The sequence below is a fragment of the Quadrisphaera granulorum genome, from assembly GCF_003149145.1.
Lineage (GTDB): Bacteria > Actinomycetota > Actinomycetes > Actinomycetales > Quadrisphaeraceae > Quadrisphaera > Quadrisphaera granulorum.
On the sequence record NZ_QGDQ01000007.1, the window covers coordinates 112,463 to 136,082 of the forward strand.

The following is a 23,620-nucleotide window of genomic DNA, read 5'->3' on the forward strand; positions in this document are numbered from 1 at the left end:
AGCGGGCAGGATCGAGGGCGTGGTGGACCTCGGCTCCGACGGATGGTGGTGGCCCGGCGACCACCGCGCCGGGTCGCTCATGGCACCGGCGGCCCTCCTGCGGGCCGCGCTGCGCGTCGAGCAGACCTGGCTCGACGCGCTCGTCGACGCGCAGGTCGCCCCGCAGGAGGCCGGCGCAGACCTCGCCGCGGTGCTCGAGCTCTCCGGCGGGCTCGACCAGGCGGCGCTGGGGGTGGCCTCCGAAGCCGGCGGCAACCCCGTCATGCCGCTCGTCGCGGCGCTGCGGGCGTCGCTGCGCGAGAGCGGCCAAGAGCACGGCCCCCAGGCGGCCCGTTGGCTGCACCGCGGGCTGACCAGCCAGGACGTGCTCGACACCGCCGTCCTGCTGTGCGCGCGGGAGGGCGTCGAGGCGGTGCGCAGCGAGCTGCGCGCGCAGGTGGAGCGCCTCGCCGTCCTGGTGGAGGAGCACCGGGGGACGACGATGGTCGCGCGCACCCTGACGCAGCCCGCCGTCCCCACCACCTTCGGCGCCAAGGCGGCCGGGTGGTTGCACGGCCTCATCGACGCCGACGAGGCGCTGGCCGCGCTGCGCTGGCCGGTGCAGTTCGGTGGTGCTGCGGGCACGCTGTCCGCGGTGGTCGAACTGGCCGGCGTCGACGGCGCCCGGGCGCTGCGGAGCTCCTTCGCCGCTGCGTTGGACCTGGACCCTTCCGCGCCGTGGCACACCCGCCGCACGCCCGTGACGCGCCTCGGCGACGCGGCGGTCACGGCCACTGACGCGTGGGGGCGCATCGCCAACGACGTCCTCGCCCTCGGACGGCCGGAGATCGGCGAGCTGCGCGACGGCTCGGCCGGCGGCTCCTCGACCATGCCGCACAAGGCCAACCCCACGCTCGCCGTCCTCGTGCGGCGGACCGCCCTGAGCGCGCCGCAGCTCACGGCGACGCTGCACCTGGCCGCCGCCGAGCAGGTCGACGAGCGCGCCGACGGCGGGTGGCACGTCGAGTGGCAGACCCTCGCCCTGCTGCTGCGCCGCACGGCGGTAGCGGCGAGCCAGGCCAGCGACCTGCTGCGCGGGCTGCGCGTCGAGGCCGCGCACATGGCCGCCCGGCTGCACGACACGGGCGCCGACGTGCTCGCCGAGCAGGAGTCGATGACCGGGCTGACCGGCCGGCCCGCCGGCGGCACCTACCTGGGCCTGGTGGACGACCTCGTCGACGAGGCGACCTCCCGAGCCACCGACCACCTCACGAAGTCCACACAGAAGACCGCGCAGGAGGACCTGTGAGCACCACCCTCGTCCGGCTCGCCGGGCACGACGGCCTGCCGCTGCTCGTGGTCGGCCCGTCGCTCGGCACCAGCGCCGAGGCGCTGTGGACGGCGGCCGCGGAGCACCTCGCGGACTCCTTCCACGTGGTGGGCTGGGACCTGCCCGGCCACGGCCGCAACCGCTGGGTGCCCCAGCAGGACGTCTCGATGGCCGACCTCGCGGCGGACGTGCTGGCCGCCGTCGACGCCCTCGCCGGCCCGAAGGCGACCTTCGACGTCGCCGGAGACTCCGTCGGCGGCGCCGTGTCGCTGCAGCTGCTGCTCGACGCGCCCGCGCGCGTGCGCTCGGCGGTGCTGCTGTGCACGGGCGCCGCGATCGGCACGCCGGCCTCGTGGGCCGAGCGCACCGCGGCCGTGCGCGCCTCGGGCACGCCATCGCTGGTGGCGACCTCCGCGCAGCGGTGGTTCGGGCCGGGATTCGTGGAGCGCGAGCCGGCGCGCAGCTCGGCGCTGCTGCACGCCCTGTCCCAGGCCGACGACGCCGGCTACGCCGCCGTGTGCGGAGCGCTCGCGCGCTTCGACGTCCGCGACAGGCTCGGCGAGGCGGCCGCTCCGGTGCTCGCCGTGGCAGGCGCCCACGACGTCGCCACCCCTCCCGCCAGCCTGCGCGAGGTGGCCGACGGCGTGCCGCGCGGCCGCCTCGTGGTGCTCGAGGACGTCGCGCACCTCGCCCCGGCGGAGGCGCCGGAAGAGGTCGCTCGGCTCGTCGAGGAGCACGTGCTCGCGGCACGCAGCGCGGCCACGGGCAGCGCAGCCGCAGGCAGCGCGACCGGCGCGTCGTCGTCCTCGGCTCCTGCGGTCCGGGACGCGATGACGGTGGCGCAGGTGCGCGACGCGGGCATGGTCGTGCGCCGCGAGGTGCTCGGCGACGCGCACGTCGACCGGGCCACCGCCGCCGCCACCGATCTCACCCGCGAGTTCCAGCAGTTCATCACCGAGTTCGCCTGGGGCAGCGTCTGGACCCGACCCGGCCTGGATCGCCGCTCGCGTTCCGTAGCGGTGCTCACGGCGCTCATCGCACGGGGCCACCACGAGGAGTTCGCCATGCACGTGCGCGCCGCGCGCCGCAACGGCCTGAGCGTGGACGAGATCAAGGAGGTCATCCTCCAGGCGGCCATCTACTGCGGCGTGCCGGACGCCAACACCGCGTTCCGGATCGCCCAGGAGGTGCTGACCGAGAGCACCGCGCACGGACACGACGCGCACTGACCCGACGCGCACTGACCCGTCGCTGGTCCGGCCACCCTCACACCTGGGAGCCGGGCCAGCCGGTGTAGCCCTCCGCGAGGAGCGTCTGCCCGGCGCGTGAGGCGGCGAGCGTGGCCAGCTCGGCCTCCTGGCGACGGACGTCGAAGGGCGCGCTCCCGGGGAGGGTGTGCAGCATCGTCGTCATCCAGTACGAGAAGTGCTGCGCCTTCCACACCCGCTCCAGGGCCCGCTCGGAGTAGGTGTCCAGGCCCGTCGTGTCGTCGCGCAGGACGGCGTCTGCCAGGGCGGGGGCGAGCACGCGGACGTCGGCGACGGCGAGGTTGAGTCCCTTGGCGCCGGTGGGCGGCACGGTATGCGCGGCGTCGCCCGCCAGCAGCATGCGCCCGTGGCGCAGCGGGGCGTGCACGAAGCTGCGGAAGCGCAGGACGGCGGCGTCGCGCACCGGGCCCGTCTTCAGCTCCAGGCCGTTGACGGCGGTGCGGCGGCGCATCTCCTCCCAGATGCGGTCCTCGCTCCAGGCGGTGACGTCTTCGTCGGGATCGCACTGGAAGTACATCCGCTGCACGGTGTCCGTGCGCTGGCTGACCAGCGCGAACCCGTGCGGGGAGTGGCTGTAGACCAGCTCCGGCGCGCTGGCGGGGGCGTCGGTGAGGAAGCCGAACCACGCGAAGGGGTACTCGCGGCCGGTGTTCTGCCCCTGCCCCTCGGGCACCGCGCGGCGGCACGCGCTGCGCGAGCCGTCGGCGCCGACGAGGAAGTCGGGGAGCACCTCGTGCTCGAGGCCCTCGGCATCGCGGTAGAGGATCCGCGGCTGGTCGCCCTCGAGGTCGACGACGCGGGCGTCCTGCACACCGAACCTCACGTCACCGCCGTCGCGCTCGCGGGCATGGGCGAGATCGGCGAAGACCTCCGTCTGCGGGTACAGCCACACGGAGGCGGCGACGAGGTCGTGGAAGTCGACGCGGTGGCGGCGCCCGCCGAAGGCCAGCTCGACGCCCTCGTGCTCGTAGCCCTCCTCGAGCACCCGGCGGGAGGCGCCGTCGGAGTAGACGCCGGAGTCGAGCAGCAGCTGGACGGTGCCGTGCTCGAGGATGCCCGCGCGCACAGTCGTGGAGATCTCCTCCCGACTGCGGCTGTCGACGACGACGGACGGCACGCCCGCGCGGTGCAGGAGGTGGCTGAGCACGAGACCCGCGGGACCGCCGCCGACGATGCCGACGGGCGTGCGGGTGGAGGAAGCGAGCGCTGCAGGACGGTCATCGGCCATGGGCTGAGACTGCCCCGCCGTCGTCGTCGTCCCCAGCCGATCCTTCCGTCCAACGGAACCGCCACCCGCTGGCCCACCCCGCCACCTCCCCCACCTCCCCGCACTTTCCGCGGCAAGTGCGACTCAGGAAACCCCTCTTCTCGCACTTTCCGCGGCAAGTGCGTCTCCCAGGGCCGTCTTGGCGCACTTTCCGCGGCAAGTGCGATAAGGGGCGGGGCGGGGCTCAGCGGGCGGCGTGCAGGGCGAGCCGCCGACCGATGCCCTGGCTGGCGACGCGCAGGCCCGCCACCAGCTCGGGGCGCCCGTGGCGCAGGTCCGGCACCACCGCGCCGAGCGCTGCGACCACCTCGTCTCCGACGCACACCGGCACCGCCACCGAGCACGCCCCGCGGCTCATCTCCTCGGCGGTGGTAGCGAACCCGTCGCGGCGCGCGCGGCGCAGCTGCTCGTCGAGGATCGCCGGTGAGGTCACGGTGTGCGGCGTGTGCCGCGTCAGCGAGCCCAGCACGCGCAGCCGGACCGCGTCCGGGGCGTGCGCGAGCAGCACCTTGCCCACGGCCGTGGCGTGCAGCGGCAGTCGCGAGCCGACCCGGCTCACCACCGGGGTGGACACGGAGCCCGACAGCCTGTCGACGTAGAGCGCCCGGTCGTCGTCGCGGACGGCCAGCTGCACGGTGGCACGCGTCGCGGCGTGCAGGTCCTGCAGGAAGGGAGCCGCCACCGAGCGCAGGTCGGTGTTGACGGGGGCGAGGAGCCCGAGGTCCCACAGCCGCCGGCCCACGGCGTAGCCGCCAGCGGTGGTCCGGTCGAGCGCGCCCCACTCCAGCAGCTCCCCCACGAGGCGGTGCGCGGTGGCCACGGGCAGGTCCGCGCGCTGCGCCAGGTCGGTCAGCGACAGCTCGCGCGAGCCGGCGTCGAAGGCGGCCAGCACCGCGAGCACCTTGCTGGTGACCGTGCGGCCCGGGGACTCGTTGCGGGACACCGGTGTCCTTCCGTTGGACGGAACCTCGAGGATCACACACCGCCGCGGTCGACGCTGCGACCCCTCCTCCGGTCGTGGCGCGGAGCTGCATGATCGTCACGAGTGGGAGGTCGGCGCCCTCAGGGGGTCGTGGCGGCGCGGACGGCGTCCACCACGCGACGCACGAGCGGGCTGGGGTCAGCGCGGTGCACGAGGGCCAGCGGTACCTCGACGGGGTCGCCGGCGAGGGGCCGGTAGACCACGCCGTCCAGGCGCAGCGCGCGCACCGCGTCGGGGACCAGCCCGAACCCCAGCCCGGCGGCCACCAGCGCCACCAGCGTGCCGGTCTCGCCCACCTCGATGACCTCCGGCTCGAAGCCGGCCGCCCGGCAGGCGTCGAGCACCAGCGGCTGCAGCGTCGAGCGCCGTCCCGAGGGGTGCGCCACCAGCACCTCCCCCGCCAGCTCCCCCAGCGCCACGGCCTCCCGCTCCGCCAGCCGGTGGCCCGCGGGCAGCGCCACCACCAGCGGCTCCCGGCGCAGCTCCTCCACCACCAGCCCGGCCGGTGGCGGCCCCGACGGGCGCAGGACGGCGAGGTCGAGCCCGTCGCCGAGCACCCTGTCGAGCAGCGCCGGCGCGAGCAGCTCGCCGTGCAGCTCCAGCTCCACGCCCGGCAGCTCGGCGCGCACCCGGCGCGCGACGCTGGGCAGCAGCTCGTAGGTGGCCGTCCCGACGAACCCGAGCCGCACCCGGCCGGCGCGCCCGGAGGCCACGAGCGCGAGGTCGGCGGCGGTCCGGTCGAGGTCCGCCAGCACCTGCTGCGCCCGCTCCTGCAGCAGCGCACCGGCCGCGGTGAGCCCCACCTTCCGCGTGGACCTGTCCAGCAGCCGCGCGCCCAGCTGCTGCTCGAGCTGCTTCAGCTGCTGCGACAGCGCGGGCTGGGCGATGTGGAGCCGGGCCGCCGCGCGGCCGAAGTGCTGCTCCTCCGCGAGCACCACGAAGGAGCGCAGCAGCCGGGTCTCCACGCACCCATCATGCACTCCGCTTATCAATGACGGCAGAACACGTCTTGGACGGCGATCGATCGGCGGCCTAGCGTCGTCACCATGCCCTCGGCCCACCTGTACGCCAGCGCCCGCACGCCGTTCGGCAGGTTCGGCGGCGCGCTGGCCGGCGTCCGCCCCGACGACCTCGCCGCCACGGCCCTCACGGCCGCCCTCGCGAAGACCCCCGCCCTGGACCCGGCCCGCATCGACGACGTCGTGTGGGGCTGCGCCAACCAGGCCGGCGAGGACAACCGCAACGTCGGGCGCATGGCGGTGCTGCTCGCCGGGCTCCCCACCTCCGTCCCCGCCACCACCGTCAACCGGCTGTGCGGCTCCTCCCTCGACGCCGCCGCCCTGGCCTCGCGCAGCGTCGAGACGGGCGACGCCGACGTCGTCGTCGCCGGTGGGGTCGAGTCGATGTCGCGTGCGCCCTGGGTGCTGCCCAAGCCGGAGCGGGCCTACCCCGCCGGTGACGTGACGGCCGCGTCCACCACGCTCGGGTGGCGGCTCGTGAACCCCGCGATGCCCGCGGAGTGGACCGCCTCGCTCGGTGAGTGCAACGAGCAGGTGGCGCGGCGCCTCGGCATCGGCCGCGAGCGCCAGGACGCCTTCGCCGCGCGCTCCCACCAGCTGGCCGCGAAGGCCTGGGCCGACGGATTCTACGAGCAGCTCGTCACCGACGTCCCCGGTGTCGAGCTGGCCCGCGACGAGTGCGTCCGCGACGGCTCCACACCGGAGGCGCTCGCCAGGCTCAAGCCCTCCTTCCGCTCCCCCGCCGACGGCGGCACCATCACCGCCGGCAACGCCAGCCCCCTCACCGACGGCGCCGCCGCGCTGGTCATCGGGTCCGAGGCCGCCGCCGAGACCCTCGGGGTCGCGCCGCTGGCCCGCATCGCCGCCCGCGGCGCGCACGCGCTCGACCCGCAGGACTTCGGCCTGGCACCCATCGAGGCGGCGAACAAGGCCCTGGCCCGTGCGGGGATCGGCTGGTCCGACGTCGGCGCGGTCGAGCTCAACGAGGCCTTCGCCGTGCAGTCGCTGGCGTGCCTGGACGCGTGGGACGTCGACCCCGACCTCGTCAACACCCGGGGCGGCGCCATCGCCCTCGGCCACCCCCTCGGCGCCTCGGGCGCGCGGCTGCTCGGCACGCTCGCCGCGGTGCTGCGCGAGCGCGACGCCCGCTGGGGCGTGGCGGCGCTGTGCATCGGCGTGGGCCAGGGCCTGGCCGTGGTGCTGGAGAACCAGGAGGCGAGCCGGTGAGCCGCACGCAGTTCCACTCGGGCGTGACCGCTGCCGAGGCGGCCGACGCCGCGTTGGCGGCCTCAGGGATCACCTCCGGCATGACGGTGCTCGTGGGCGGCTTCGGGATGGCCGGGATGCCGGTGGACCTCATCGACGCCCTCATCCGCCACGGCGCCGACGAGCTCACCGTGGTGAGCAACAACGCCGGCAACGGCGACACCGGCCTGGCCGCGCTGCTGGCCGCCGGCCGCGTGCGCAAGGTCGTCTGCTCCTTCCCCCGCCAGCACGACTCCTGGGTCTTCGACGGGCTCTACCGCGCCGGGAAGGTCGAGCTGGAGGTGGTGCCGCAGGGCACTCTCGCCGAGCGGATGCGCGCGGCGGGAGCCGGGATCGGCGCGTTCTTCTGCCCCACCGGGGTCGGCACCCTGCTGGCCGAGGGCAAGGAGACGCGGGTCATCGACGGACGCGACCACGTCCTCGAGACCGCGCTGCGCGGGGACGTAGCGCTCATCAAGGCCCACCGCTCCGACGGTGTCGGCAACCTCGTCTACCGCAAGACCGCCCGCAACTTCGGCCCCGTCATGGCGACGGCGGGCGCCGTCACCGTCGTCCAGGTCGACGAGGTGGTGCCCACCGGTGCCCTCGACCCCGAAGCGGTGGTGACCCCGCGCATCTACGTCGACCACGTGGTGGACCTGTCGACGACGACCGGCCAGACGACCGCTCCCACGACCGCCCCCACGACCGAGGAGCCGCAGGCATGAGCACTCCCAGCACTCGCTCCACCGTCGAGCACCTCGACCGTGGACCCCTGTCACGCGACGAGATGGCCGCCGTCGTCGCCCGCGACATCCCCGACGGCTCCTTCGTCAACCTCGGCATCGGCCAGCCCACGAGCGTCGCGGGCCACCTGCGTCCGGAAGCCGGCGTGGTGCTGCACACCGAGAACGGGATGCTCGGGATGGGGCCGGAGGCCCACGGCGACGAGGTCGACCCCGACCTCACCAACGCCGGCAAGGTGCCCGTCACCGAGCCGCCGGGGGCGGCGTACTTCCACCACGCCGACTCCTTCGCCATGATGCGCGGCGGCCACCTCGACGTGTGCGTGCTCGGCGCGTTCCAGGTCTCCGCGAGCGGCGACCTCGCCAACTGGCACACCGGCGCCCCGGACGCCATCCCCGCCGTCGGCGGGGCGATGGACCTCGCGAACGGCGCCAAGGACGTCTTCGTGATGATGACGCTGTTCGCCAAGGACGGCTCCGCCAAGCTCGTCCCGACGTGCACGTACCCCCTGACCGGCGTCGGGTGCGTCAGCCGGGTCTACACCGAGGTCGCGCTGTTCGACGTCAGCGGACCCGAGGTCGTGGTCCTGGAGACCTGGGGGACGTCGGTGGACGATCTGGCCGCCCGCTTGGACGTCCCCCTGCACCGCGCTGGCTGACCCCCCGCCTCCGGGTTCGCCCTGGTCTCGAGCGAGCCCGGAGGGGGTTCACGGCCGCAGCACGCGGGGGGAACGCGCTGCGGCTGGTCTGTCAGACCGGTGTGGCCAGGAGCTCGGACAGGAGCGCGTCGACCTGGGGCATGTACCCCGCGGAGACGCCGAAGAGTCCCAGGTGACCGGCGACGTCGTTGATGACGCGCAGCTCGCTCCCCGGGACGAGCGCCTGCTCGGCGGCGCAGTCGCGCACGGGGAAGAACATGTCCTCGTCGATGGGCGTGACGAACGTCTTGGCCGAGATGCGCCCCAGTGCCGCGGCGAGGTCGCCGCCGGTGTGGCGTGCGACGTCTCCGCGCTGCCACTTCCACGCCATGGTCAGCAGATCGTTGGGGTCCATGGCGGTGAAGTACGGCTCGAGGAACTGCTCCATGAACTGCTCCACCGTCTCGAAGCCGAGGGAACGCCACGCCTCGGTCTTGAAGTACTCCGTGGAGAAGCCGACCACGGCCCAGATGCCGGCGTGCCGCTTGAGGCCGTCCACCACCTGCTCGTGGGAGCTGTACTCCCCTCCAGCGAAGCCGGGGTCGCAGGTGATGGTGTCGATGAGGGCCTTGGTGAACAGGAAGTCGTGAGGGGTGTTCTGCGCGGTGCCGGCGATCGGGGCGGCCCGCTTGACCTTCTCGGGGAAGCGGACGGCCCACTCGTAGGTCTGCTGGGCACCCATCGAGCCGCCGGTGACCAGCTGCAGCGTCTCGATGCCGAAGTGCTCGCGCAGCAGCCGCTCCTGCGCGACGACGTCGTCGCCGATGCGCACGTGGGGGAACTTCGACATCGCGATGCCCGCGTTGGCACCCGTGGCGTTGTGGGGGGACGTCGACAGGCCGTTGCCGATCTGGTCGACCACCACGATGAAGTACTTCGTCGGGTCGAGGGCGTGGTCGGGACCGATGTAGGCGTCGCGCCAGATCTGGTGAGTGCCGGAGTACCAGGTGGAGACGAAGATCGCGTTGTCCCGGGCTGCGTTGAGCGTCCCGAAGGTCGCCACCGCCAGCTCGCAGTCGGGGATGACCCCGCCCTCCTCGAGCTGCAGCTCTCCGATGCTGACGAGCTCGTACTCGCCGTGGTGCTCGTGGGTGTAGTAGCTGTTCTCGATCATGGGTGGTGCTCCTCCAGACGTCGTCGTCCTTCGCAGCGAAGACTGCCCGTGCTCACCGGGGCACGGAACCGGCAGTCGGCGGCTCCTCGGCGGTGCGCTCCCCGCCATCTGGCGGGGACGGCTCAGGTCCGTGGCGGCGCCGGAAGGTCGAGCACGCGCGAATGCCGCAGGCGCCACCTCAGCCAGGCCACTCCCAGACGCGCGCGGCCGTACCCGGCCAGCGGGTCGAAGCCCAGCGTCGCGGTGACCTCCTCGACGCGTGCGCTCATGGTCTTGTGGTGCACGCCCGCGAGGCGCGCCGCCTGCCGTACGGACGACGCCTGCACCAGCGCCTCCAGCGTGCCGGCCCCCCAGGCGTGCGCGACGACGACCTCCAACCTGTCGACGTCGCCGCCGCTGGCGCCGGCCGCGTCGTCGGGGAGGTCCACCAGCAGCTCGACCAGCCCGCCGAACCTGTCCGCGTGCGAGGTGGGGCCGCAGCCCTCGTCCCACAGCCGCAGCGCCGTCGTAGCCGTCCGCAGGGCGCGCGGCAGGTCGTCGACGGTGCTGGGGGCGCTGGTGCCACTCGGAGAGGCACCCACCGCCTCCACCCCCTCGGGAACCACCAGCACGTGCAGGGGACCGTACGGGGAGGGCACCACGTCCTCGGGGACCACCGGGTGCGCCGTCCACCGGGCGAAGAGGGGCGCCACCACCACGCAGCTGCGTCGCTGGGGTGGCACCCCCAACGCACTGGCGGCCGCGCGCCGGGTCTCCACCGGGACCGTCGCGTCGAGCAGCGTCGCCATGTGGCGGCGCTCGACGAGCGCGGCCCGCCCCCGGCCGTGTCGGATGCGCAGCGCCAGCGCGAGTCGCTCCAGGATGATCGCGTCGTGCGGTCCCGGCGCGCCCTGACGGACCAGCCAGCTCACCTGGCCATCCACGACCTCCGCCCCGGGTGGAGGCGCCCCGGGAGCGAGCAGCTCGCCGTCTCCGGCGACCCGCAGTTGCACGGGAGGGTGGTCCTGCTGGAAGCCGGCGGGGCAGCCGGCCAGTGCGGCGGCCGCGCTGAGCAGGGCCCGTGTGCCGACGTTGCCGAGCACCAGCTCGTCGAAGCACGCGATGACGCGCAGCCCGTGGCTGGCGTCGGGGTCGAGCGCGGTGAGGCGCCCGAGCAGTTCCTGCACCGGTCCATCCTCGCGCCGCGGCCCCCCCTACGGAAGATCTCGGCCCAGTCGACGACGAGGCCGAGCCCGCTGGACGCGGGTCGTTGCACGCAGGTCGCTGGATCACGTCCGGGCGGGGCGCGCCGTCCGCCTACCATGGGGACAACGTCCCCTGACGCGAAGACCCGGGCACGATGCCCGCTGGTCCGCCGCCTGCTCCAGCGCGAGCGCCGCCGAGTCAGCGGGCGACGACGTGGCGCTCCTGCGCCTCGACGCCTCCAGGAGGTGGCATTGGCCCAGGGCCAACGCGGTGGCCAGGGCCGCCGCAGTACCGGCAGCACGAGCAGTACCGGCAGCGCGCCTCGCGGCGACGCTCGCGGTCGCGCCAGCGGCACCAGCAAGAACGGGACCGGGGGACGGCGCCCTGCGCCGCGCCCCCGCAAGGACGTGGTCGCCGTGCTGCTCGATGGCGTGCGCGAGGTACAGCAGGCGGTGAAGACGGGGCGGTTGACACCCGCCGTCCGCTCCCGGTTCCAGGCCGTGGCACTGCTGCTGCGCGAGGAGCGCGCTCGCGTGCAGGCGGCGGCCATCAGCGACGCCCGCCGCGCGGAGCGCCTCAAGCGGCTCGACCAGGTGGCCCAGCAACTGGCGGTGGCCGCCGTCCGCGACGCGGGCCTGCTCCACCTCCTCAGCGACGACGCCGTGGTGGCGCCCTCCTCGCGCTCCCTGCTCCGGGAGATGCAGCGCGAAGCCGGGATCGAGCCGGCTACGCAGGAGGTCCCGGTGCCGCCGACGGCTGCCTCGACGGCCGCCCCGTTCGCGCCGCCCTCCGGCGCCGCAGCGCCGGCAGCGGCGTCCGAGCGCGCCGTCGTCCCGACGTCGGTGGCCTCCCGGCAGCTGGCCAACCCGTTCCTCGCGCCCGTCTTCACGACCCAGCCCGACCACGCCGTCCTCCCCCGCCGTCTGGGCGGCTGGGACCTCGTGGCGGCGCTGCTGTCCGCCTTCGAACGGGCCGGCGGCGGCGACGCCGCGTGCATGGAGCTCCCCGAGCCGACGTCGCAGTACACGCCGGCGGGCAAGGAGTTGATGCAGCACCAGGGCGAGCTGGTGGCCGCCGCCGCGCAGGGCCACCGCACGTTCCTGCTCGCCGACGAGCCGGGCCTGGGCAAGACCGCGCAGGCGCTGCTCGCCGCCGAAGCCGCGATGGCGTACCCGCTGCTCGTCGTCGTCCCGAGCGTCGTGAAGACCAACTGGGCCCGCGAAGCGGGGCTGTGGGTGCCGCACCGCTCCACCACCGTGGTGCAGGGCAGCGGCGAGAGCGTCAACGGCTTCGCCGACGTTGTGGTGGTGAACTACGAGGTGCTCGATCGGCACCTGGGGTGGCTGGGCGACTTCGGCTTCCGCGGGATGGTGGTCGACGAGGCGCACTTCATCAAGAACAAGACCTCCCAGCGGTCCCAGAACGTGCTGGCCATCGCCGACCGCGTCCGCGCTCGTACGCCGGACCCGCTGGTCATGGCGCTGACGGGCACGCCGCTCATCAACGATGTCGACGACTTCCGCGCCATCTGGCAGCTGCTCGGCTGGACCGACGGCACCCGCCCGGTGCCGGCGCTGCTGGAGGCCCTCGAAGACCTCGACAGGACCCCCGCCGACCCTGACTTCTACCCCGGGGCGCGCCGGGCCGTGGTCGACCTGGGCATCGTGAGGCGCCGCAAGGTCGACGTCGCCGCGGACATCCCCTCCCGCCGCGTGGCGGACCTCCCGGTGGACCTCGACGGGCCCGCCGGCCGCTCCGTGCGCGCCGCCGAGCGCGACCTCGCGCTGCGCATGGTGGAGCGGTACCACCGGGCACTGGCGCACCGGGCCGCCGCTGGCCTGGACGGCGTGCTGGCGATGGATTCCGACGACGACGAGAGCCGCAGCGTGGTTGCCGCTGTCGCCGCGCCGACCATCGGAGCCCAGACAGAGGCCGAGGCAGCCGCTCAGGCCGAGGCCGAGGCCGCGGCCGTGCTCGAGGAGGCCTACGAGGCCCTCGGCGCCACACCGGCCTCGGCGGCACCGGCCGCACCGGTCATCGACGCCGCGCTCGTGCGCCGGGTGGCCAAGGCTGAGCTCAAGGACTCCGAAACCGCCGACGGCGAGAACGTCTTCAGCGTGGTGCGCCGCATCGGCCGGGCCAAGGCCGAGCTGGCGGCCGACTACACAGCCCAGCTGGCGCGCAGCGCGGGCAAGGTCGTGTTCTTTGCCAAGCACGTGGAGGTCATGGACACCGCCGAGGAGCTGTTCGCCCGGCAGGGCCTGCGGTTCTCCTCCGTGCGTGGCGGGCAGACGCCGGAGGTGCGGCAGCGCAACGTCGACGCCTTCGTCAACGACCCCGACGTCGCCGTCGTCGTCTGTTCCCTGACAGCTGCCGGGGTGGGGCTGAACCTGCAGGTCGCCTCCGACGTGGTGCTCGCCGAGCTGTCGTGGACCGACGCGGAGCAGACCCAGGCGATCGACCGTGTACACCGCATCGGCCAGACCGAGCCGGTGACCGCGTGGCGCGTGATCGCTGCGCAGACGCTGGACGCACGGATCGCCGCGATGATCGACAGCAAGGCGGGGCTGGCGGCGCGGGCGCTGGACGGCTCCGACGAGGAAGTCGCCGACTCGGTGAACGTGCAGCTGGAGGCGCTGGTGGGCCTGCTGACCGACGCCCTCGAGGAGGGCCTCACCCCCTGAGAGTGAGGATGTCGGCGGCCCCCGCTGCCATCGGATCTGCCCCGCCCCCTGACCCCCTGCGTGATCATGGGCTTCCGCCACCCTGTGGACGATGGCGGAATGGGGGCGCCTCCCGCTAATGGGGACCATGATCACGGCGGGGAGGGTCAGCGGCGCGGTCGGCGCGAGGATGAGCGGGTGCTTCACCGAGAAGTCAGCGCCGGAGCCTGCCCCGGCGCCCCCGAGAAAATCATCCTCGACTGCGATCCCGGCCACGACGACGCCGTGGCGATCCTGCTGGCGCACGGCAGCCCCGCCATCGAGCTGTTGGCGGTGACCACCGTCGTCGGTAACCAGACACTGGAGAAGGTCACCCGCAACGCCCTCGTGGTGGCGCACGTCGCCGGGATCACCGGGGTGCCGTTCGCCGCGGGCGCCGACCGGCCGCTGCTGCGCGAGGTGCAGACCGCCCCCGACATCCACGGCGAGACCGGCATGGACGGGCCGGAGCTCCTCGAGCCCGACCTCGCGCTGGACCCGCGGCACGCCGTCGACGTCATCATCGACACGGTCATGACCCACGAGCCGGGCACCGTAACCCTCGTGCCGACCGGCGGGCTCACCAATATCGCACTGGCGGCACGCAAGGAGCCGCGGATCGTCGAGCGCGTCAAGCGCGTCGTGCTCATGGGCGGCGGTGTCGCCGTCGGCAACTGGAGCCCGGTGGCCGAGTTCAACATCGTCATCGACCCCGAGGCCGCGGCGATCGTCTTCTCGGCCGGTTGGGACGTGACGATGGTCGGGCTCGACGTGACGCACCAGGCGCTGGCGACCCCGGACGTCGTGGCTCGGATCGCTGAGGTCGGCACCGGCCCGGCGCGCTTCGTCGGGGAACTCTTCGAGCACTTCGCCCGCGCCTACCGCGACGCGCAGGGCTTCGAGCACCCGCCCGTGCACGACCCGTGCGCCGTCGCGCACGTCATCGACCCGACCGTCGTGCGCGCCGTCCGGATGCCCATCGTTGTGGAGACCACGGGCACGCACACGCTCGGCATGACCGTGGCGGACCGCCGCGCGCCCGCGCCGACCGGCTGCAGGACGTCGGCGGCGATGGAGCTCGACCGCGAGCGGTTCTGGGACCTCGTGGTCGACGCGCTGGCGCGCATCGGCGAGCCCGGGGCCGGCTGATCGCGTTTCCTGTGACGGTGCCGTGAAAGTCCCGGGCCACCTCATGTCAGCTCACAGCCGCACCGATCGCAGGGAAGGCCGATCCGGCCAGCACCTGCGAAGGGACTTCCTGTGAAGCTGTCGAACATCGGCGCAGCCGCCGCCTCCCGAGCCGCCGGCGCAGCAGCCCTCGCCTGCCTGGCGGCTGCGTCGTCGTCGCCCTCTGTCCAGGTCTTCCCCGAGGTACCGGCGGTCGTCGAGGTCCTGGACGTGAGCGCCGCCCCCTCGTGAGGGGACGGCGCTCACTGGTGTGGGTGTGGAGCTCAGCGGTACTCGATGCCCTGCTCGGCGAAGATCTTCAGCAGGGCTTCCGTGGCCCGCACGAAGCCGTCGCGGCCGGAGATCGCCCCGAAGCTCGTGGTGTCACCGAGGTGCGGCTCCATCGAGAAGAACCCGTCGAACCCTTCCTCGCACAGCGCCCGCACGGTCTCGGGCACCTGGCCGTCGCCCTCTCCCGCGGGCACGACGTCGCCCGAGACCAGTAGGGCGTCTTTGACCTGGATGTAGACGGTGTGGGCCCGCAGCGCCTCGTAGCCCTCGGTGTACGGGCGCACGCCGACCTGGACGTAGTTAGCCGGGTCCCACGCGAGGCGCAGGGCCGGGGAGTCGACCGAGGTGACGATGTCGAGGACCCGCTCGGGAGTGTCCCCGAAGATCTCCTTCTCGTTCTCGTGCAGGAGCACCACACCGCTGCTGCGCGCTTCTGCACGGTCCGTGAGCGCCCGCATGCGTCGGAGGACCTCGTCGCGGTGAGCCCCAGGAGCCTGGTCGGGGCGCAGGAAGAAGGAGAAGATCCGGATGAACGGCGCCCGGAGGCGTTCGGCGACGTCGAGCGCGCGCTCCATGCGCATCAGGTGCGCCTCGAAGTCGTCCTCGATGTTGATCTTTCCGATGGGTGAGCCGATGGAGCTCACGGCGATGCCGTGCGCCGCCAGCACCCGCTCGACCTCGTCGAGCTGAGCGTCGGTGAGGTCGAGGACGTTGACGCCCCACGCGCTGCGCAGTTCGAGGTAGCGGATGCCGAGCTCGTCGAGCACCTGGCACTGAACCTCCAGGTCATCGTCGATCTCGTCAGCGAATCCAGACAGGGTCCACACGGCAGAGCTCCTTCTCAGAGGTTCGGAGGGGTGAAGCGGGGACGGGCTGTGGCTCAGCCCTTCTCGCCGCCGGCGGCCAGACCGCCGACGAGCTGCCGCTGGAAGATCATGTAGAGGAGGACGACAGGCGCCGAGGAGATGAGCGACGCGGCCATGAGCTGGCCGTACAGCGGCAGCGCACCGGTCTCCGTGGCGGAGCCGAAGGCCTGCAGCTGGATCGCGACGGTGTGCGTCTGCGGGTTGGTGAGGACGTTGGCGAAGAGCACGTCGTTCCAGCCGACCAGCATGGAGAAGACGACGGTGACCAGCATCCCGGGCAGCATTAGTGGAAAGATGATCTTGCGGAGCACGCCGAAGCGGTTGAGGCCGTCGATCATCGCTGCCTCCTCGAAGGAGGTCGGGATCTGACGCAGGTTGGTGACCAGCAGCCAGGTCGCGAACGGGATGGCGAAGGTGAGGTAGGTGACGATGAGCGTGGGGCGCTGCCCGATGAGCGGCACGCCGATCGCGGCCCCCACGGAGGAGAACACCACGAACAGCGGCAGGATGATCATCGTTCCGGGGATGATCTGGAAGCCGACCAGCGCATTGAGGAATGGCCCGCGGCCGCGGAAGTCGAGCCGCGCCAGGCAGTAGGCGGCCCCCAACCCGAAGACGGTGGCGATGACGCCCGCCGCCAGGGAGGCGACGAGGCTGTTCACGAGCCCCGTCGCGAGGTCGATGCTCGACCACACGGCGACGTAGTTGGAGAGCACCAGTCGGCTGGGCCAGAGCTGCCCCGCGCCCACCTCGACGTCGGGGCTGACGGAGATCAGGGCCATGTAGGCCACCGGGGCCATCGACAGGAGGAGGACCACGATGACGGTCCTCTGCAGCCACGTGGGGAGCAGCTGCTGCGGGTTGCGGACGACGCCCGGGCGGCGCCCGGCCCGGGGAGCTGTGGGAGCGGCGGGAGCAGCCACGGTCAGTCCTCTCCGGGCGCGGCGGTGAGCTTGGACGCCCTCAGGTAGTAGATGGCGGGGATCATGAGGAGCACGAGGGAGATGACCGACATGGCGCTCCCGAGGCCGAACCGGAAGAACTGGAACGACGTCTGGAAGATGTTCACCGGCAGGGTGAGTGCTGCGTCGGGAGCCGGTGATCCCAGCAGCACGTACGGCAGCGTGAAGTTGTTGAAGTGGGCCAGTGTCGAGAGCAGCAGGCCGAGCAGCAGCTGGTGCCGGATGCCCGGCAGCACGACGTGGCGGATCCGCGCCACCCACCCGGCGCCGTCCAAGGCCGCGGCCTCGTACAGCTCGTCGGGGATGGCCTGCATACCGGCCGTGGTCATCATGTAGATGAACGGCCACGCCGCCCAGGTGTCGACGATGACGAGGGCCCAGAAGGCCTGCTCGCCGATGAGCCACTGCCCGCCGGTGATCCCGAAGACCGCGAGGAAGTCGTTGAAGGCGCCGTCGGGGCGCATGAGGAAGCGCCAGACCATGGCAGTCACGAACGACGGGATGACGTAGGGGATGAGGAACGCCGAGCGCACCAGTCCCCGGCCGCGGAAGGCGGAGTTCACCGCCAGTGCGGCCAGCAGCCCGACCGGCAGGCAGAACGCCGTGGTGAGCACGGAGAACGCCGCGCTGATCCAGATCGAGTGCAGGAGCTGGCCCGCGGCGAAGCCCTCGCTGTAGTTCTTCAGGCCGATGAACGGCGCCGAGAACAGCTGGCGCAGCGTGTACTGATCGAGGTCGAGGAACCCGATCCACACCGCGAGGAGGAAGGGGACGACGATGACCAGCACGAGCAGGAGCAGGGTGGGCAGCATCAGCCACAGCGGCCGTCCTCCCGGGAAACGGCGACCGCGCCGCCCGCTCGTGGGGCGCGCGGCCCGGCGCGGCCCCGGCTCCCGGGGGGCGGCGTCAGCCGCCGCCTCGGGAGCGGCCAGGGCCGGGGGGACGGTCACCGGGCAGCCCTGTCAAGCGAGGCCTGCGCCTTGGCGTTCGCGGCCTCGAGGAGCGACGCGGTGCTGGCCGGATCGACGCTGCCCTTGGCGAGCTCGGGCAGCGACTGGACGACGACGTTCTGCACGCCGTTCTGGACGTCGGCCCAGGCTCCCGTGAACGCCGTGGGCGTGGAGCCCTTCTCGGCAGCTGCCATGGGAGCGAGCACCGGGTTGGCGCTGGTCACCGCGGCCAGCGCCTCCTTGTTGGTGGGCAGGTTGCCGAAGTACGTGAACTGCGCCTGCTGGATCTCCGCGTCGGTGACGAGCTTGACGTACGCCAGCGCGAGGTCCTTGTTCGGCGTGTAGCTGGCAATCGCGAGGTTGTCACCGGAGACGATCGACTGCGCGGGCGGGGCGCCCGCGGGCCGCGAGGTCTGCCCGGGGGCGACATCGGGCAGCGGCGCGAAGGCGTACTTGCCCTTGACGGCGCCCTGGTCGAGGGCCGGTACGGCAGCGGCCGACGTCATCGGCAGGATCGCCGCCTTGCCGCCCGAGAAGGCCGCCAGCGCGTCACCGCTCTTCCAACCGACGGCCGCCGGGTCGACCACCTTGTGCTGGGTCAGCAGGCCGAAGTACTGGGCCACAGCGTTCTTCACCTGCTCGCTGTCGAGCTGGGCCTTCGTGAGGTCCTCGCTGACGTAGGAGCCACCGGTCTGCTCCGTGAACGCCCAGATGTACTTCCACGGGTCGTACCCGTCGGCGTAGGCGACGGCCATGCCGTACGTCCCGTCGGAGGTGAGCTTCGTGGCAGCGGCGATGAGGTCGTTCCAGGTGGTGGGGGGCGAGGCGATGCCGGCCGCCGTGAACATCTCGGTGTTGTAGGCGTACACGAAGGGGCGCGTCGCGCTGGGGATGCCGATCTGCTTGTCCTCGGAAGGGCCGGACATGCCGAAGGTCTCCGGGGAGAACTTCTCCCTGCCCCCGATGGCCTTCCAGTCGTCCGCGGACAGCTCCAGGAAGCCCCCGGTGCCGTAGGCGACCGGCGTGAAGGTGGTGCCGAGCTGGTAGACGTCGGGCCCGGTGCCCGCGACGATGGAGGCCTGGATCTTGGTGGTCTCCTCCGCGGAGTTGGAGAACGTCTCGATGGCCAGCGTCGCGCCGGTCGCGGCCGTGAAGGCGTCAGTGACCTGCTTGGACCACGCGGCGAACTGGGTCGGGTAGTTCGGCTGAGCAGCCACGAGCACGGTGAGCGTCTTGCCCTTGCCGTCGACGGCGCCGGCGGCACCCGTCCCGGTGGAGCTGGACGAGTCCGAGCTGCCGCACGCAGCCAGGGCGGCAGTCGACGACGCGGCGAACGCAGCGAACAAGACCGAACGGCGAGAGAGCTGCATGACGTTCTCCTTCCAGGGACGTGTCCACGTTGGCCCGTCCACCTGGCGGCGACGCTAGGGTCGGCGCAGAAACCGCCCCTCCGAGTTGCCGGAAGTTGCCGAGCGTGATCCCAGGGGCGGTCCACGCTCAGATCAGGTGGCCGAACCCCAGCTCGACGAGGTTGTCCCGCGAGGTGCGTAGGCAGTCGAACGGGTCGCGTCCGTACTGCACGTCCTGCTCGATGAACAGGTGTTTCGCGCCGGCGTCGAGCGCAGCGGGCACCACCTCCACCCAGTCGAGGCTGCCCTCGCCGACCTCAGCGAACTGGACGAGGTCGGTGAAGGCGCGCTGGAAGGCCTCCGGGCCACCGCTGCTGACCTGCTCGAGCACCTCGGGGGTGGGTGCGGCGACGCGGTAGTCCTTGAGGTGGACCAGATCCACCCGTCCCGTGAGTTCCGTCAGAGTGCGCACGGGGTCCTTGCCGCCCCGCTGCACCCAGTGGACGTCGATCTCGAGCTTCAGCGTGGGTGCCTCGGCGCGAATCGTGTCGAGGAGGGTGATGCCGCCGCGGCGAGCGAACTCGACGTGGTGGTTGTGGTAGCTGAGGGTGATGCCTTCCTCGGCGAGACGGCGGGCGGCCTTCTCGGCCTGCCGGCTGGCCGCCACGAGCGCCTCGTGAGAGGTGAAGGCCGCCAGCGGCATCATGCCGATCCGCACACGTTCGGCCCCCAGCGCACGGGCATCGGCGATGACCTTGTCCGCCGCGTCGAGCAGCGAGTCGTTAGGGCCCGGGCCGACGCCGGCCGACAGAGCTCCGAAGACGATGCCGAAGTCGTCTCCGGCTCGGCGCATCTGGTCGACGTTCTCCGGCGTCATGGGGATCTGGCTGACCTCCACGCTGCGGAACCCCAGCTCGTGGAGCCGGCGCAGCACCTCGCGCGGGCCGGTCTGCTCGACCTGCTCCTTGAGCATCATCATCTGCACGCCGATGGTCGACATCGCTCTCCTCGGTCTCGCTGGGTGACCTGCGGCCTCGTGCCACACCCCACGCGCCCCACCGTGCGCGCCGAGCGCGGTCACCCTTGTCCCGTTGCCAGGTGTTGCCAGGTGCCAGGTGCCAGGTCTCGGCCGTCGGACTCCTGCGGCAACAGGTGGCAACCGCTCGCCCGGTGGCCTGGACCGCGGTGAAGGTGGGCAGCGCCCGCACCGCCTGACGAGGAGACCCATGTCCGCCGTCCCCAGCCCCGCCTCCAGCGACACCGCCGTGCGCCTCGGCATCATCGGCACCGGCGCCGAGGGCACCGTCTACGCGAACCTCATCCTCGAAGGGCGCGTTCCCGGCGCGGTGCTGGGCGCCGTCGCCGACGTCAGCCCTGAGCGGCGCATCGCCGCGAAGGAGCTGGGCGTGCCCGTGCACGACAGTGCGGACGCGCTGCTGGCCAGCGGTGACGTCGACGCCGTCGTCATCTGCGTGCCCCACTACCTGCACCCCGAGATCGCCATCGCCGCGCTGCGCGCGGGCGTCCACGTGCTGGTGGAAAAGCCCGCGGGCGTGCACACCTCGCAGGTGGACGAGCTCATCGAGGTGGCGCAGAGCCGCCCTGAGCTGACGTTCGCGATGATGTTCAACCAGCGCAACAACCCGCTGTACCGGCGCATCAAGGAGATCGTCGACGCCGGGGAGATCGGCGCCATCCGCCGCACCACCTGGGTCATCACGACGTGGTGGCGGCCGCAGGGCTACTACGAGCAGTCCGCCTGGCGCGCCACCTGGGGCGGCGAGGGCGGCGGCGTGCTCGTCAACCAGGCCCCGCACCAGCTGGACCTGTGGCAGTGGATCTGCGGTGTGCCGAAGTCCGTGTACTCCAAGGTGGCCTACGGGTTCCGGCGGAACATCGCCGTGGAGGACGAGGTCACCGCCGTCGTCGACTACGGCGACGGCGCCACCGGCGTCTTCGTCACCGCCGTCCACGACCTCGTCGGCACGGACAGGTTCGAGATCCTCGGAGACCGCGGCAAGATCGTCGTCGAGGGGTCGAAGACCGCGACCGTGACGCGGCTCGTGGACGACGAGCGCGCCATCTCCGAGGGCCTCTCCCCCGAGCAGGTGCGCGGACTGTTCCGCGGCGGGTTCGACCCGACCGACTACTACACCCAGGAGATGCTGGAGTTCCCCACGGAGTTCTGGGCCCAGCACGCCGGGGTGATGGAGAACTTCGCCGCGAACATCCTCCGCGGCACGCCGCTCATCGCGCCGGGCAGCGACGGCATCCGCGGGGTGCGGCTGGCCAACGCCATCCACCTGTCGAGCTGGCTCGGCGAGGAGGTGCCGCTCGACTTCGACGAGGACGTGTACCTGCGCGAGCTCAACGCGCGCATCCGCGCGGAGGGGATCTATCCCGAGCGCCACGCGCGTCTGGAGACCTCACCCCGTCCGTGATCATGGACGTTGTGCACAGCACCGACCGTGATCATGGGAGTTGTGCGCACGACGCAGAACAGGGGCCCGCGCACCGATCGGTGTACGGGCCCCTGCTCGTCATGGCGTCCCGCCCTGCGCCCCACGTCCGCACCGCCACCTCGGCCGTTGGATGTGGCGCTGACGTGCGTGATCATCGACGGTGCTGAGTCGGCAGGAGTGGACCGGCCCGACCGCATGCTCCTCCCGCCGAGACGGGTGCGACTGGCCCTCATCGATGCGCAGCTGGCCCCATCGATGCGCAGCTGGCCCCATCGACGCGACTCATGGGGCTAAGTGCGCACCCAAGGGGCTATCTGCGCGCTCAAGGGGCCGCCTGGGCACCGGGCGGCCGGCTCACGACACCGGCGGCCGGGAGTGGGTGGCTCCACGCCAGTCCCTGGATGGCACAGGGCCACCCCGTGCCAGCGCTAGGCACGGGGTGGCCCTGTGCCACTCCCGAGAGGCCCGAGAGGGCGAGCGCTCAGCTCGCGATCGCGTCCGCCTCGGTGCGCGCGGCAAGCTTGCGCTGCTCGGTCTCGTTGCGGATCCTCCGGAACACCTCGTCCGTCAGCGGGTACTTGACGAAGATCAGCATGGCGATGACAGCGGCGGCAGCGGGCAGCAGACCCATGGTCGCCTTGATGGCGATGATGGCGCTCTCCGGCTGCACGGGGCTTGGTGTCACTGCGCTGGCGGCCACGTAGCCGCCCACGGCCAGCGCCCACGCGCCGAGCGCCCCGCCCAGAGACTGCGTGATCTTGCGAGTGAAGGAGAAGATCGCGTAGCTGGCACCCTCGCTGCGCCGTCCTGATTTCCACTCGCCGTACTCGACGGTGTCAGCCTCGAGGCCGAACATCACGGTGTTCATGAGGCTGGCGCCGACGCCCTTGACGGCGAGGGTGAGGAGCACGAGCCAGAACATGCTCGCCGGTGCGAAGAAGAGGCCCACCCCACCGACCACGGTGAACAGGCCGCAGTACTGGAACGTGGCCTTCTTGCCGAACCTCTCGACAATGGCGGGGATGAACGGCGTGATGACCAGGGAGATGCCCACGTTGACGAGGGTCAGCAGACCCACCAGGCCGATGTCACCGAGCACGTACAGCGCGTAGAAGGCGGTGCTGCCCCCCACCGCGAAGTAGCCGATGAGGTAGAAGAAGCTCGACCCGCACAGGTACGCGAGCGGCTTGTTGTGCTTCAGGGTCGCGAACGTCTCCTTGATGGTGATGCGCGGCTGCGTACGGACCACCTGCTCGCGGCAGGCCCACGCGGTGAACCAGAACGCCGCAGTGCCGATGACGACGAACGCCAGCGTCACCTGGGTGAAGACGTTCTGCACGGACTCCTGGTACGCCAGCAGGTCGCTGGAGCTCTCCACGGCGGCCTTCTGTGCGCGCAGCTCGCTGACGAAGTGCCCGACGACGAACGCCAGCACCACGCCACCGATGCCCGCCCCGAACGAACGCGCGGCGACGAGCTTGGCGCGCTCGCGCACCGACTGCGTCACCGCCGAGGCCAGCGAGCCGTAGGGGATGTTCACCAGCGAGTACACGAGCCCGAGCACGGCGTACGTCGCGTAGGCGTAGACGAGCTTCAGGCCGTCGTCGAAGCTGGCCGGCACGTTGAACGTCAGGTAGCTCAGGAACAGCAGCGGCGCCGCGCCGAACATGAGGAACGGCCGGAACTTGCCCCACCGCGTCATGGTGCTGTCGACGATGCGTCCGGCGAGGAGGTCGGCGAAGGCGTCCCAGAGACGGACGACGAGGAACATCGTGCCGACGGCGGCGGCCGAGATCCCGGCGACGTCCGTGTAGTAGTAGAGCAGGAACGACGTGCTGAGGCTGAAGGCGAGGTTGCAGGCGAAGTCACCCGCCGCGTACCCGGCGACGGTCCGGCGGCGCAGCCGCCCCATCGACCGGAGCTCCTCCACCCGTGCGGGGTTGCCCATGGGGTCTCCTCGGTGTGGTTCCCGGTCACCCTCGTCGGTGCCGGTGGAGTCGATGGAACGGCCTGCCCGGCGGAACAGCCCACCGCTTGC

The 23,620-nt window shown here is 72.4% G+C and carries 20 protein-coding genes; 9 read left to right on the top strand and 11 right to left on the bottom strand.

The features are described from left to right. Nucleotides 1-79 precede the first annotated feature (79 nt). Nucleotides 80-1,288 (top strand): lyase family protein, encoded by a 1,209-nt coding sequence (locus BXY45_RS07630; protein ID WP_109773784.1) that lies wholly within the window; start codon nucleotides 80-82, stop codon nucleotides 1,286-1,288. Next, complete coding sequence (gene pcaDC, locus BXY45_RS07635) at nucleotides 1,285-2,538, top strand: bifunctional 3-oxoadipate enol-lactonase/4-carboxymuconolactone decarboxylase PcaDC (RefSeq protein ID WP_109773729.1); 1,254 nt, start codon at nucleotides 1,285-1,287, stop codon at nucleotides 2,536-2,538. Before BXY45_RS07630 ends, pcaDC begins: the two co-directional genes overlap by 4 nt. A gap of 37 nt (nucleotides 2,539-2,575) precedes the next feature. On the opposite strand, the gene BXY45_RS07640 is transcribed toward pcaDC, so the two are convergent. The 3 genes from BXY45_RS07640 to BXY45_RS07650 form a co-directional block, all read right to left on the bottom strand. Next, nucleotides 2,576-3,805 (bottom strand): 4-hydroxybenzoate 3-monooxygenase, encoded by a 1,230-nt coding sequence (locus tag BXY45_RS07640; protein WP_109773730.1) that lies wholly within the window; start codon nucleotides 3,803-3,805, stop codon nucleotides 2,576-2,578. A gap of 223 nt (nucleotides 3,806-4,028) precedes the next feature. Next, nucleotides 4,029-4,787 (bottom strand): IclR family transcriptional regulator, encoded by a 759-nt coding sequence (locus tag BXY45_RS07645; RefSeq protein WP_109773731.1) that lies wholly within the window; start codon nucleotides 4,785-4,787, stop codon nucleotides 4,029-4,031. A gap of 119 nt (nucleotides 4,788-4,906) precedes the next feature. Then, complete coding sequence (locus BXY45_RS07650; RefSeq protein WP_109773732.1) at nucleotides 4,907-5,791, bottom strand: LysR family transcriptional regulator; 885 nt, start codon at nucleotides 5,789-5,791, stop codon at nucleotides 4,907-4,909. Between the two features lie 81 nt (nucleotides 5,792-5,872). Between BXY45_RS07650 and BXY45_RS07655 the strand changes: the two genes are divergently transcribed. Genes BXY45_RS07655 through BXY45_RS07665 form a run of 3 tightly spaced genes read left to right on the top strand, consistent with a single transcriptional unit; the run spans nucleotide 5,873 to nucleotide 8,495 of the window. Next, the gene (locus BXY45_RS07655) at nucleotides 5,873-7,072 is read left to right on the top strand and encodes a thiolase family protein (protein WP_109773733.1); all 1,200 of its coding nucleotides are present in this window, start codon (nucleotides 5,873-5,875) and stop codon (nucleotides 7,070-7,072) included. 23 nt (nucleotides 7,073-7,095) lie between these two features. Next, nucleotides 7,096-7,818, top strand: a complete 723-nt coding sequence (locus BXY45_RS07660; RefSeq protein WP_109773785.1) for a 3-oxoacid CoA-transferase subunit A — start codon at nucleotides 7,096-7,098, stop codon at nucleotides 7,816-7,818. Further along, nucleotides 7,815-8,495 carry a 3-oxoacid CoA-transferase subunit B gene (locus BXY45_RS07665; RefSeq protein WP_109773734.1) on the top strand — a complete coding sequence of 227 codons (681 nt, stop codon included), beginning with the start codon at nucleotides 7,815-7,817 and terminating at the stop codon, nucleotides 8,493-8,495. The genes BXY45_RS07660 and BXY45_RS07665 overlap by 4 nt, the downstream gene beginning before the upstream one ends. A gap of 91 nt (nucleotides 8,496-8,586) precedes the next feature. On the opposite strand, the gene BXY45_RS07670 is transcribed toward BXY45_RS07665, so the two are convergent. Further along, nucleotides 8,587-9,648 (bottom strand): alpha/beta fold hydrolase, encoded by a 1,062-nt coding sequence (locus BXY45_RS07670; protein ID WP_109773735.1) that lies wholly within the window; start codon nucleotides 9,646-9,648, stop codon nucleotides 8,587-8,589. Between the two features lie 122 nt (nucleotides 9,649-9,770). Next, nucleotides 9,771-10,814 (bottom strand): CdaR family protein, encoded by a 1,044-nt coding sequence (locus BXY45_RS07675; protein ID WP_109773736.1) that lies wholly within the window; start codon nucleotides 10,812-10,814, stop codon nucleotides 9,771-9,773. Between the two features lie 264 nt (nucleotides 10,815-11,078). Between BXY45_RS07675 and BXY45_RS23750 the strand changes: the two genes are divergently transcribed. The 3 genes from BXY45_RS23750 (at nucleotide 11,079) to BXY45_RS23160 (ending at nucleotide 14,954) form a co-directional block, all read left to right on the top strand. After that, complete coding sequence (locus BXY45_RS23750; protein WP_425468310.1) at nucleotides 11,079-13,517, top strand: DEAD/DEAH box helicase; 2,439 nt, start codon at nucleotides 11,079-11,081, stop codon at nucleotides 13,515-13,517. Between the two features lie 177 nt (nucleotides 13,518-13,694). Next, nucleotides 13,695-14,684 (top strand): uridine-preferring nucleoside hydrolase UriH, encoded by a 990-nt coding sequence (uriH, locus tag BXY45_RS07690; RefSeq protein WP_245961690.1) that lies wholly within the window; start codon nucleotides 13,695-13,697, stop codon nucleotides 14,682-14,684. A gap of 111 nt (nucleotides 14,685-14,795) precedes the next feature. Continuing rightward, nucleotides 14,796-14,954, top strand: coding sequence for a hypothetical protein (locus BXY45_RS23160; RefSeq protein ID WP_170131369.1), 159 nt, complete (start codon nucleotides 14,796-14,798; stop codon nucleotides 14,952-14,954). A 32-nt stretch (nucleotides 14,955-14,986) separates the two neighbouring features. Here BXY45_RS23160 and BXY45_RS07695 read toward each other — a convergent pair whose 3' ends face one another. From BXY45_RS07695 to BXY45_RS07715, 5 genes are all read right to left on the bottom strand, one after another. After that, nucleotides 14,987-15,820 (bottom strand): sugar phosphate isomerase/epimerase family protein, encoded by an 834-nt coding sequence (locus BXY45_RS07695; protein WP_109773738.1) that lies wholly within the window; start codon nucleotides 15,818-15,820, stop codon nucleotides 14,987-14,989. 53 nt (nucleotides 15,821-15,873) lie between these two features. Beyond that, on the bottom strand, nucleotides 15,874-16,782 hold the full coding sequence (locus BXY45_RS07700; RefSeq protein WP_211319329.1) for a carbohydrate ABC transporter permease: 909 nt from the start codon (nucleotides 16,780-16,782) through the stop codon (nucleotides 15,874-15,876). A gap of 2 nt (nucleotides 16,783-16,784) precedes the next feature. Continuing rightward, complete coding sequence (locus BXY45_RS07705; protein ID WP_211319330.1) at nucleotides 16,785-17,771, bottom strand: carbohydrate ABC transporter permease; 987 nt, start codon at nucleotides 17,769-17,771, stop codon at nucleotides 16,785-16,787. Further along, the gene (locus BXY45_RS07710; RefSeq protein ID WP_109773740.1) at nucleotides 17,768-19,141 is read right to left on the bottom strand and encodes an ABC transporter substrate-binding protein; all 1,374 of its coding nucleotides are present in this window, start codon (nucleotides 19,139-19,141) and stop codon (nucleotides 17,768-17,770) included. The genes BXY45_RS07705 and BXY45_RS07710 overlap by 4 nt, the downstream gene beginning before the upstream one ends. 127 nt (nucleotides 19,142-19,268) lie before the next feature. Next, nucleotides 19,269-20,120 (bottom strand): sugar phosphate isomerase/epimerase family protein, encoded by an 852-nt coding sequence (locus BXY45_RS07715; RefSeq protein ID WP_109773741.1) that lies wholly within the window; start codon nucleotides 20,118-20,120, stop codon nucleotides 19,269-19,271. Nucleotides 20,121-20,346: 226 nt separating this feature from the next. Here BXY45_RS07715 and BXY45_RS07720 point away from each other — a divergent pair, with 226 nt between their 5' ends. Next, nucleotides 20,347-21,561, top strand: a complete 1,215-nt coding sequence (locus BXY45_RS07720) for a Gfo/Idh/MocA family protein (protein ID WP_109773742.1) — start codon at nucleotides 20,347-20,349, stop codon at nucleotides 21,559-21,561. Between the two features lie 502 nt (nucleotides 21,562-22,063). On the opposite strand, the gene BXY45_RS07725 is transcribed toward BXY45_RS07720, so the two are convergent. Continuing rightward, the gene (locus BXY45_RS07725; protein WP_170131370.1) at nucleotides 22,064-23,530 is read right to left on the bottom strand and encodes a glycoside-pentoside-hexuronide (GPH):cation symporter; all 1,467 of its coding nucleotides are present in this window, start codon (nucleotides 23,528-23,530) and stop codon (nucleotides 22,064-22,066) included. Nucleotides 23,531-23,620: the final 90 nt, after the last annotated feature.

What these genes read in the sequence shown, in the direction of transcription:
- BXY45_RS07630 (WP_109773784.1), top strand. Translation starts at nt 80, where the DNA reads ATGGCACCGGCGGCCCTCCTGCGGGCCGCGCTGCGCGTCGAGCAGACC.
- BXY45_RS07640 (WP_109773730.1), bottom strand. Translation starts at nt 3,805, where the DNA reads ATGGCCGATGACCGTCCTGCAGCGCTCGCTTCCTCCACCCGCACGCCC.
- BXY45_RS07655 (WP_109773733.1), top strand. Translation starts at nt 5,873, where the DNA reads ATGCCCTCGGCCCACCTGTACGCCAGCGCCCGCACGCCGTTCGGCAGG.
- BXY45_RS07665 (WP_109773734.1), top strand. Translation starts at nt 7,815, where the DNA reads ATGAGCACTCCCAGCACTCGCTCCACCGTCGAGCACCTCGACCGTGGA.
- BXY45_RS07670 (WP_109773735.1), bottom strand. Translation starts at nt 9,648, where the DNA reads ATGATCGAGAACAGCTACTACACCCACGAGCACCACGGCGAGTACGAG.
- BXY45_RS07710 (WP_109773740.1), bottom strand. Translation starts at nt 19,141, where the DNA reads ATGCAGCTCTCTCGCCGTTCGGTCTTGTTCGCTGCGTTCGCCGCGTCG.
- BXY45_RS07715 (WP_109773741.1), bottom strand. Translation starts at nt 20,120, where the DNA reads ATGTCGACCATCGGCGTGCAGATGATGATGCTCAAGGAGCAGGTCGAG.
- BXY45_RS07720 (WP_109773742.1), top strand. Translation starts at nt 20,347, where the DNA reads ATGTCCGCCGTCCCCAGCCCCGCCTCCAGCGACACCGCCGTGCGCCTC.
- BXY45_RS07725 (WP_170131370.1), bottom strand. Translation starts at nt 23,530, where the DNA reads ATGGGCAACCCCGCACGGGTGGAGGAGCTCCGGTCGATGGGGCGGCTG.